The organism is Streptomyces prasinopilosus (assembly GCF_001419695.1).
Taxonomy (GTDB): Bacteria; Actinomycetota; Actinomycetes; order Streptomycetales; family Streptomycetaceae; genus Streptomyces; species Streptomyces prasinopilosus.
This window is the reverse complement of sequence record NZ_LIRG01000388.1, coordinates 1-9,594: the sequence shown is the minus strand read 5'-3', so window position 1 is coordinate 9,594 and position 9,594 is coordinate 1. Positions and strand designations below refer to the sequence as shown.

General features: G+C 70.1%; 8 protein-coding genes. 4 read left to right on the top strand and 4 right to left on the bottom strand.

All coding sequences use genetic code 11. The features are described from left to right. Window positions 1-260, bottom strand: a 260-nt coding sequence (locus AOK18_RS17160; RefSeq protein WP_206281555.1) for a hemerythrin domain-containing protein, incomplete at its 3' end; no start/stop codon positions are given. A gap of 8 nt (window positions 261-268) precedes the next feature. Beyond that, window positions 269-1,468 (bottom strand): hypothetical protein, encoded by a 1,200-nt coding sequence (locus AOK18_RS17155; RefSeq protein WP_055570782.1) that lies wholly within the window; start codon window positions 1,466-1,468, stop codon window positions 269-271. Window positions 1,469-1,751: 283 nt separating this feature from the next. On the opposite strand from AOK18_RS17155, the gene AOK18_RS17150 reads away from it, so the two are divergent. The 4 genes from AOK18_RS17150 to AOK18_RS17135 all read left to right on the top strand — a co-directional run bounded on the left by AOK18_RS17150 (window position 1,752) and on the right by AOK18_RS17135 (window position 7,098). Then, a complete protein-coding gene (locus AOK18_RS17150; protein WP_055570783.1) occupies window positions 1,752-2,660 on the top strand; it encodes an SDR family NAD(P)-dependent oxidoreductase in 909 nt (302 codons plus the stop codon). A gap of 14 nt (window positions 2,661-2,674) precedes the next feature. Beyond that, complete coding sequence (locus tag AOK18_RS17145; RefSeq protein ID WP_240503213.1) at window positions 2,675-3,856, top strand: acetyl-CoA C-acyltransferase; 1,182 nt, start codon at window positions 2,675-2,677, stop codon at window positions 3,854-3,856. 245 nt (window positions 3,857-4,101) lie between these two features. Then, entirely contained in the window at window positions 4,102-5,442 is a 1,341-nt protein-coding gene (locus AOK18_RS17140; RefSeq protein ID WP_055570785.1) for an MFS transporter, read from the top strand. Between the two features lie 39 nt (window positions 5,443-5,481). Further along, window positions 5,482-7,098, top strand: a complete 1,617-nt coding sequence (locus tag AOK18_RS17135; protein WP_055694947.1) for a long-chain fatty acid--CoA ligase — start codon at window positions 5,482-5,484, stop codon at window positions 7,096-7,098. A 48-nt stretch (window positions 7,099-7,146) separates the two neighbouring features. Here the strand turns inward: AOK18_RS17135 and AOK18_RS17130 are convergent, their stop codons facing one another. Then, entirely contained in the window at window positions 7,147-7,779 is a 633-nt protein-coding gene (locus AOK18_RS17130; protein WP_055570787.1) for a TetR/AcrR family transcriptional regulator, read from the bottom strand. 1,008 nt (window positions 7,780-8,787) lie between these two features. Then, the gene (locus AOK18_RS17125; protein ID WP_276205358.1) at window positions 8,788-9,048 is read right to left on the bottom strand and encodes a WhiB family transcriptional regulator; all 261 of its coding nucleotides are present in this window, start codon (window positions 9,046-9,048) and stop codon (window positions 8,788-8,790) included. Window positions 9,049-9,594 lie beyond the last annotated feature (546 nt).

Genomic DNA, 9,594 nt, shown 5'->3' with positions numbered 1-9,594 from the left:
GCGAGCCGGTCCTCGACGACCTGTTCGCCGCCCGGCAACGCGCGCCGGGCGAAGGGGTGGACGACCTCTTCCTCCGCGGTCTCGTGCACGGCCAGCAGGCGTACCAGGCGACGGAAGGCGTTGCGGCGTTCCTCGCCCCCGGTGGCCTCGACCTCGTCGAAGAGGTTGCGGATGTCTCCGTGCTGACGCATCAGCAGGGAGACGACGTCGTCGTCCTTGGCGCGGTCGTCCCCGGCGTGCGGGGTGTGCAGCTCGGACATGGCGCCCCTCACTTCTCGCGCTGGGCGGGGTCGGGGTGCTCGCCCTCGGTCTGGACGCGGTACTCACGGCCGAACATCGTGTCGTGCTCGGTCATGACCCGGTCGCTCGGCGGTGCCTCGCCGCCGTGGATCTGCTCCTGCATCCGCTCGAACCGCTCGTGCGCCTCGCGCACGTAACCGGCCCCGAGAGTGGTCAGGTCCAGCTGGGTGTCCAGGAGTTCGCGCACGTAGTCCTTGTTCGGCTCGAAGGTGAGCACGTTGGGCAGTTGGGGAGCCAGGACCGAGGCGGGGTCGCGGCCGTCGTGCCGGCGCATGAGGTCGCAGGCGGCGTGCAGGTGCTCCAGCTCCATGTTCAGGTGCAGCTCCCAGATGGCCTTGACCCTGGGGTCGCTCTCCTGCTCCATGAAGGAGTAGTACAGGTAGCACTCGTTGTACTCGTGGTTGACCAGTTGCTCCCACCACGTCTCCCCCGGGTCCACGAGGGACTCGTAGTGCGTGACGTGCTCCTCCTCGATCAGCCCGATCTCCTGGTACAGCTGACGGGCGATCGGCTCCATGTAGGTGGGGCCGGTGTTCATGTAGAAGTTCATGGTCTGCTGCTCCGCCGACATGATCGTCAACGCGTGCAGTTTCGACAGCGGGTTCGCCTCGTCCTTGGCGTACGGGTCGCGGACGTTGTCGACCGGGTCGCGGTGGTGGAACCTGGTGGGCCTGCCGGGCATGACCTCGGTCAGGTTGTCGACGATCGACTCCGCCTTGCGGTGCTCGATCATCTCGTACAGGTTCGCGTACCGGTACAGGTGGTCGAAGTCCTCCAGCACACCGAACTGGTACGCCTGCTTCAGGTACGGGTCCGGCTCCATCCGCGCCACCCACGCCGTCAGGTCCACCGCGACCTGCTCGTAGGCGATGGTGGTCTCCAGCACCGACGACACCCCCGGAAGCAGCCAGTTCACCGCCTTCTGCTGCTGCGCCTCGATGTAGCGGACCCGCGCGAGCTGCCGCTTCACCTCGGGGTCGACGGTGTGACGTGCCATCTGGTGGCTGAACAGGATCGCCTCCACCTCGATGCCGTTCATCGTGATGACGCGACAGCGGGTGTACGGGTCGCAGTGGTCCGGGTCGATCGGCTCCACGTTCAGCTCACGCCAGTTGCGCAGTTGCCGGTCCAGCGGGATGCCCCGCTGCTCCAAGGGGTTGAAGGTCATGGGCGTGCCTCCTGAGAACGAGTAGGGACTCGTGCGCCACCGGGGTACCCCGCATCGGACGACGAGCACGGACCTGCTGCTCAGTGTGTTCACCACGGGTGCTTTCCGGCCACCGCTCACGCCTGCGGACCGCACGGTTCCCTCCGATGGGTCACCAGAACGGGCGGATGCGGTGCCGGCGCCGGAGAGCCGGGCGCACGGCCCGATTCCCGGGACCGACTGTTGACACTCCCTCGACACCCCGACCATGATGATACTCCGTAGTATGAGACACGGGAGCGAGATGAACTTCGAAGGTCGGGTAGCAGTGGTGACCGGTGCCGGGGCCGGACTGGGGCGGGCTCATGCCCTGGCCCTCGCCGAGCGCGGCGTCAAGGTGGTCGTCAACGACATGGGGTCGCCGGGCGGGGAGTCCACCGGCGGGAACGCGGCGGCACGGGTCGCCGCGGAGATCCGGGCCGCCGGTGGTGAGGCCGTCGCCCACCTCTGCGACGTCACGGACGCGGAGGCCGTCGAGAGGATGACCGGCGAAGCCCTCGCGCGGTGGGGCCGCGTCGACATCCTCATCAACAATGCCGGGGTCCTGCGCGACAAGTCCTTCGCGAAGATCGGGCTGGATCACGTCCGTCAGGTCGTCGACGTGCATCTGATGGGTTCGATCCACTGCACCAGGGCGGTGTGGCCGCACATGGTGGAACAGGGCTACGGCAGAGTGCTGATGACCACCTCCGCCTCCGGCCTGTACGGCAACTTCGGCCAGTCCAACTACGGTGCGGCGAAGTCCGGCCTGGTCGGACTGATGAACGTCCTCGCGATCGAGGGCGAGCGCAAGGGCATCCGGGTCAACGCGCTCGCCCCGACCGCGGCCACGCGGATGACCGAGGGCTTGATCGACGAGGGGATCCTCGGTCTGCTCACCCCCGAATCGATCGCTCCGGGAGCCCTGTTCCTCGTCAGCGAACAGGCCCCCACCAAGACCGTCCTCGCCGCCGGCGCCGGTGTCTTCGCCGTCGCGCAGATGAGGGAGTCCGCAGGGGTCTACCTTCCCGAGGGTGACCGCTCACCCGAGACCATCGCCGAGCGGTGGGCCGAGATCAGCGACATGAGCGCTTCCGTGGTCACCGCGTCCGCGTTCGACCAGACGAAGCGGTACGCCGCCATGGCCGGAACCGAGACGGGGGCCGTGCCGTGAGGGAGGCCGTCATCGTGTCCACGGCCCGGACGCCGATCGGCAAGGCGTTCCGCGGCTCGTTCAACGACACGTCGGGGCAGCGGCTGGCCGCCCATGCGATCTCCGGCGCACTGCGGCGGGCGGGGCTCGACGGACCGGAGGTCGAGGACGTCGTGTTCGGCTGCGCGATGCAGGAGGGCTCGACGGGGATGAACGTCGCCCGCCAGGGGGCACTGCGGGCGGGCCTGCCGGTGACGGTTCCCGCGATGACCGTCGACCGGCAGTGCGCGTCGGGTCTGATGGCGATCGCGACCGCGGCGAAGCAGGTCGTCACCGACGGGATGGACGTCGTGATCGGTGGTGGGGTCGAGTCCGTCTCCCTCGTCCAGAACGCGTACCGGAACACCCACCGGACCGTCGACCCGTGGCTGTCGCGGGAGAGGCCCTCGCTCTACATGAGCATGCTGGAGACGGCGGAGATCGTGGCGGAGCGTTACGGCGTCAGCCGCGACGAGCAGGACGAGTTCGCCCTGCTGTCCCAGCGGCGGACGGCCGCCGCGCAACGGGCGGGACTCTTCGACGAGGAGATCGTCGCCCTGTCCGGCCGGCGGACGGCACCGGAGGGTCCGGACGCTCCGGCGGCCGTCCGGGAGTTCACCCTGCGCGAGGACGAAGGGAGCCGGGCCTCGACCACCCGTGAGGCGCTGTCCCGTCTCCGGCCGGTACTCCCCGACGGGAAGGCGTCCGCGACCTCCACCGTCACCGCCGGCAACGCCTCCCAGCTCTCCGACGGCGCCTCCGCCGCCGTCCTGATGGAGGCCCGCGAGGCGGAAAGGCGCGGGCTCACCCCGCTCGGCGCCTACCGGGGGATCGCCGTCGCCGGCTGCGAACCGGACGAGATGGGGATCGGTCCCGTGCACGCGGTCCCCAAGCTGCTCGCCGAGCACCGCCTCTCCGTGGACGACATCGACCTGTGGGAGCTCAACGAGGCCTTCGCGTCGCAGGCCGTCCACTGCCGTGACCGTCTGGGCATCGACCCGGCCAGGCTCAACGTCAACGGCGGCGCCATCGCGGTCGGTCACCCCTACGGCATGACGGGAGCCCGTCTCGTCGGCCACGTCCTGCTCGAGGGACGCCGCCGCGGTGCCCGGTTCGCCGTCGTCACCCTGTGCGTCGGCGGAGGCATGGGCGCCGCCGGCCTCTTCGAGATCTTCTGACGAGCACCGTCCGCCGACGCGGCCGTCGCGGACTCCCCGTTCCCGGCGGACTTCCTCCGCGGACTTCCCCTCCGAGGGGCTCCCCCCACGGGCGGGCTCCCTCCTTCACCCTGCGCGGACCGGAACACTCCGCCGGTGGCGACGTGTCGCCCCGCCGCTCCTGCCGTACCGAGGCGACACGTCGCCACCACCCCGGACTCGTTCCCCGCACGACACCCGTACCTCAACCCGTTGGAAGGGCTTCGATGACTGTCGATTCGGTTTCCCCGGCGGCGGACGCGCTGCACGCACGCGCCACGCGCAAGGCCATGGTCAGACTCCTGCCGATCATGCTGGCCGCCTACTTCATGGCCTACATCGACCGCACCAACGTCGCGCTCGCCAAGACCCAGTTGCAGGCCGACGTCGGCATCGGCGTCACCGCCTTCGGACTGGGCGCCGGCATCTTCTTCGTCAGCTACGCCTTCCTGGAGGTGCCCGGCAGCCTGATCATGCACAGAGTCGGCCCAAGACGGTGGATCGCACGGATCGCCGTCACCTGGGGCGCGCTCTCGGCGGCCATGATGTTCGTCCAGGGCGAGTGGTCGTTCTACGTGCTGCGCTTCTTCCTCGGCATGGCCGAAGCCGGCCTCTATCCGACCCTCATGTACATGGTCACCGTGTGGTTCTCCCAGAAGCACCGCGCCACCGTGGTCGGATTCATCTACCTGGCCCCGACCGTCGCCCTGATCGTGGGCAACCCGATGGGCGGCGCGCTGATGGAGTTCGACACCGCTCTGGGACTGCACGGATGGCAGTGGATGTTCCTGATCGAGGGCATCGTGACCATGCTCGTCGGCGTCCTCGTCTGGTTCAGGCTGCCGGAGACGCCCCGCGACGCCTCATGGCTGACGGCCGGGGAGGCGGAGATCCTCTCCGCCCGCGCCGCCGGTGACGGCACGGGGTCCGGACACCGCGTCAAGGGCAGCCTGAAGCGCGCCTTCACCCGCCCCTTCATCGTCATCATCGCGCTGATCTACCTGTTCAACCAGGTCACGAACGTCGGCATCGTCTTCAACATGCCGTCCATCGTCGAGGGACTGGACATCCACGGTTCGTTCCTCATCGGCCTGGTGTCGGGAAGCGCCGGCATCGGTGCCACCGTCGGCGTGCTCCTCGTTCCCCTCGTGCACCGTCGTTTCGGCAACGAGGTGGCGCTCATCGGGATCCTCGCAGCGTCGACGGCGGTGACGGCGGCGGTCTTCGTGCTCTCGTCGTCCCCGGCCGCGCAGATCCTGCTGATCGTGGTGTCCATGGTCTTCGTGTTCGGCACGCTGCCGCTGTTCTGGTCCGTGGCCATGGCCAGGATGTCCGGGCTGGTCGCCGCCGCCGGTCTCGCGTTCATCAACACGATCGGGCTCCTCGGCGGATTCCTCGGCCCGTACGCCTTCGGCCTGGCCGAGGACGCGACCGGGAACCCCGGCGCGGGGCTCTACGTCGTCATCGCCTCCTCGGTCGCCGGCGTCCTGCTCACCCCTCTGCTCGCACGCGCCGTCCGCGGTGAGGACGCGACCGCGGCCGGGACCCCGGCCCCCGTCTCGCGTTGACCGCGGTCCCTCCCGGAACGAGACACGAAGGAAACGCACATGCACGGCCTCATGCAGGACCGCCCCTTGTCGCTGCCGATGCTCATGGACGGCATGGAGCACCGGTTCAGCCGTAAACACGTCACCACGACGCAGCCGGGCGGCACGGTGTCCGCGTCCTACGGCGACGTCGCCGAGCGCGTCCGGCGCCTCGCCGGGGTGCTGGATCACCTGGGCGTCCCCGCCGGCGCCCGGGTGGGGAGTTTCGGCTGGAACTCGCAGCGCCACCTGGAGCTGTACCTGGCCGTTCCCTGTTCGGGACGGGTCCTGCACACGCTCAACCACCGTCTCTTCGCGGACGACGTCGCCCACATCGTCGACGACGCCGCGGACGACGTCCTCTTCGTCGACCGGTCGCTCCTCGACGTGGTGCACCCCCTGCTCGAGAGGTGCCCGAGCGTGCGGCACCTCGTCGTGATGGACGACGGCTCACCGGCGGAGCTGCCGGCCGGCCCCCGGGTGCACGACTACGAGACGCTCCTGGGCGCCGCACGGCCGGTCGCGGCGTTCGGGAACATCGACGAACGCACCGCCGCCGCCCTGTGCTACACGTCGGGGACGACGGGCCGTCCCAAGGGAGTCCTCTACGACCACCGGTCGATCGTGCTGCACGCGATGACGCTGCTGATGGCGGACGCCTTCGCCATCGGCGAGGACGACACGGTGATGCCGATCGTGCCCATGTTCCACGTCAACGCCTGGGGCCTGCCCTACGCCGCGCTGATGGCCGGGGCGAACCTGGTCATGCCCGGCCCGGTCATGTCACCGGAGCGTCTGGTGCGGGCGATGGAGACGTGCCGGGTCACGTTCGCCGCCGCGGTGACCACGGTCTGGCGCGGGATACTGCCCCATGCCGGCGACGCCGACCTGAGCGCACTGCGGCGTGCCGTCAGCGGCGGGGGCGCGCTGCCCGTCGCGCTCTCCCGCGCCTTCCACGAGAAGGCCGGCGTCCCGCTGACGAGCTCGTGGGGGATGACCGAGACCAGTCCGCTGGTCTGCAGCGCGAGGGTGCCCAGCGAAACAGCGCCCTCCCTCACGGAGGAGGACCGCATCGCGGCACTGGCCGCACCCGGTCCCCCCACGGTGCTGTGTTCGCTGCGCCTGGTCGCCGAGGACGGTTCCCCCGCACCCCGTGACGGACGGCACCGGGGTGAACTGCAGGTCTCCGGCCCGACCGTCGCGGCCGCCTATTTCGGCGGTTCCCCCGGGACCTCGGCGTTCACCGAGGACGGCTGGCTGCGGACCGGGGACGTGGCCACCATCGATCCCTTCGGTGTCGTGCGGATCGTCGACCGGACCAAGGACCTCGTCAAGTCGGGGGGAGAGTGGATCTCGTCGGTCGAACTCGAGAACGAGATCATGGCGATGCCCGGGGTCCTGGAGGCCGCGGTCATCGCGGTGCCCGACGACAAGTGGGGGGAAAGACCCCTCGCGTGCGTGGTGCCGGTACCGGATGCGGGCCTCACCGCCGAGGGCGTCCGCCGGCACCTGTCCGGGCGGGTGGCCAAGTGGTGGATCCCCGAGGAAGTGATCATGCTGGACGGTCTCCCCAAGACGGCGTCCGGGAAGTTCGCGAAAGCCGCGCTGCGCCGGTCGGTGACCGCCGGGGGCGACTGACGGGCCCCCGGCGGAACGGCCCGGCGCGGACTCCGCCGCGGCAGGGCCTCAGCGGACCGGATCGAGGAGCAGTCCTCCGACCACGAGGTCCACGACCTCGTCGGCGAGACGCCGCAAGTCGTCCGTGGACTGCCCCTCGATCCGGCGGAACCACATGTCGACGGCGTTGAGGCTGCACAGCAGCGTCCGGGCGGCCAGCTTCGCGCGCACGGGGCGGAGGGTGCCGTCGGCGATGCCGTCCTCGACCACCCGGAGGAAGAGGTCTTCGTACTCGGCCCGCAGGACGTTCAGCTCGTCCAACGCCTTCCGCTGGCGGGGCTTCAGCGCGGTCGAGGACTGCTCGCGCACTCCGAGATGGACCACGTGGTGGTACGTGAGGTTCGTCATCAGGTTCATCACGTGCTGGGTCGACATGGCGATGAGTCGCTCCCGCCCGCTCCTGGGCTCCCGGGCCAGCGGCTCCACTTGTTCGCGGACGGTGCGCATGCCGTGCTCGTACGCGGCGAGGAAGATGTCGAACTTGGAGCGGAAGTGGTAGTAGATCAGCCCTTTGGTGGCGCCGACACTGTCGGCGATGTCGTCGATGGCGACGCCGAACCCCTGCTCCATGAAGGCCTCGGCCGCGGCATCCAGAATGCGGCGCTTGGCGTTGTCGGCCTCGGCACCGTCCACGACTGCCATCCGGATCCTTCTCTCGTTCGGTGTTCGTCCGGCACAGCGCTCACCGGCGTGTTCCTCGGGGGCCGGAACACCTGATGATACTCCCTAGTATTTCCGGCGGGAGACAGGCGGCGAGCCCGCGGCCGCCCGCGGCGACGGCTTGCCGACGAAGCGCGCGGGCACCTGGTCGTCCCCGGCGGTCCGCCGGCAACACAACGGGCGACGCGCCCCCGGTGTATGGCACCCGAGTACTGGCCCGGCCCCGCATGTGCACGGCCGGCTACTTGAGCAGGACGGCCGTCCGCGACATCCTCACCGCCCACGCGGCGGGGCACGACCGGGCGAGACCGCTGCGGGGCCTGAGGGTGCTGGAACTGTCCTTCCCCGGCCCGTCCGCCTGACCGTCCTGCGGTACCGTCCCGCACGTCGCGGGCCCGACCGGGTCCGCCACGCCACGCCCCGGCAGAAAGGCGCACCCCGGTGCGCAACGTCTACGTCGTCACCCACCATCCGTCCGGGCAGCGCTGGAGGGCCGGGAGAGCCGGGGGCATGGCTCCCCAAGTCATCGAGTCCTCTCAGCGGCTGGGCCGCCACCGTTGGACCGTGGAGCGGACGGGTGGCGTGGCCGGCCGGGTGCCGTCGCCCGCACCGTCGCTGCGAACGCGGGGCCGTGCCCACATTGCGGTGCGGTGGGGGCACACGGTCCTGGAGGGAGCGCAGGTTCGCCGGTGCCTCCGGCCTGTGCGTCGTCGAGTTGCTCTACCTCAGCCTCCTGACCCGCCGTGAGGCATCGGCACCCGCGTCTTCGCCCGACATGCCCGTCCCGGGGACCGGGGGCGCGGTGCCGGGTCACCACGGGACGACCGCGGGGCGGCCCGTGGAGGCGGGCAGCGCGGGACGCGGGGCCTTCGGACGGGCCGGGCGGGAACGGGCCCGGCCGGGCCCGTTCCGCTCGCGGCGATCCCGCCGCAGGACGCCCGCGGGGTGGATGGCGACCAGCAGCCCACTGTCGGGAAGCCACCGCCGGGTTCACCGGTCGGGCCACTTCTCCCGGCTGAGCCGCGCCCGGCGGATCTTTCTGCGCTGTGCGGCCGTGGTGGCGCCCCAGATCCCGTCGTCCTCGCCGTGCTCGATGGCCCATGACCGGCAGGCGAGGAGGACGGAGCAGCGGCGGCATATGGTCCGGGCGAGGAAGGCCTCGTCCCCGGGCGACGCGGAGTCGGACAAGGGGAAGAAGATCTCAGGATCCTCGCCTACGCACGAAGCCTGATCGCGCCAGTCCGGCGCCATGTGATCTTCAGAGAATGAGCCGGACATGGCATACCTCTACACGGCGTTCGACAACACCTTCGGCGCGTTGCGGCACCGAAGGACCCGGCAGAGGTTGCAGACCAGCGTACAACTCGTCGCAAGCCTTCTCCAGCTTTCACGCCCGGGGAGGCGCCGGCTCCTGAAGCGTGGCGCGGAAAGGCCGTGAGGACGCGGGCGGAAGGGGTGGGGACACGCTCAGGGCGGGCACGGACCGTGCGAGGGCCGGCCCTGCGCCCTTCTTTCCGGGCCGGTGGCCCGGCCCACCTTTCTCTCCGCTGATTCGAGTCGGAACAGCACGATGTGCGACCCCTGGGGGGTCGCACATCGCGTTGTCGTCGGCGTGTTATCAGTCCCTGTCGTTGTGGTGTCCGTTGCCGCCACGATCGTTGTGATCGCCGTTGCCGCCACGGTCGTTGCCGTAGTGGTCGTTGTCGTGGTGTCCGTTGCCGCCACGATCGTTGTCGTAGTGGCCGTTGTCGTAGCGGTCGTTGTCGTGATGGCCGTTGTCGTAGCGGTCGTTGTCGT

What these genes read in the sequence shown, in the direction of transcription:
- AOK18_RS17125 (WP_276205358.1), bottom strand. Translation starts at nt 9,048, where the DNA reads ATGGCGCCGGACTGGCGCGATCAGGCTTCGTGCGTAGGCGAGGATCCT.
- AOK18_RS17155 (WP_055570782.1), bottom strand. Translation starts at nt 1,468, where the DNA reads ATGACCTTCAACCCCTTGGAGCAGCGGGGCATCCCGCTGGACCGGCAA.
- AOK18_RS17150 (WP_055570783.1), top strand. Translation starts at nt 1,752, where the DNA reads ATGAACTTCGAAGGTCGGGTAGCAGTGGTGACCGGTGCCGGGGCCGGA.
- AOK18_RS17135 (WP_055694947.1), top strand. Translation starts at nt 5,482, where the DNA reads ATGCACGGCCTCATGCAGGACCGCCCCTTGTCGCTGCCGATGCTCATG.
- AOK18_RS17130 (WP_055570787.1), bottom strand. Translation starts at nt 7,779, where the DNA reads ATGGCAGTCGTGGACGGTGCCGAGGCCGACAACGCCAAGCGCCGCATT.
- AOK18_RS17140 (WP_055570785.1), top strand. Translation starts at nt 4,102, where the DNA reads ATGACTGTCGATTCGGTTTCCCCGGCGGCGGACGCGCTGCACGCACGC.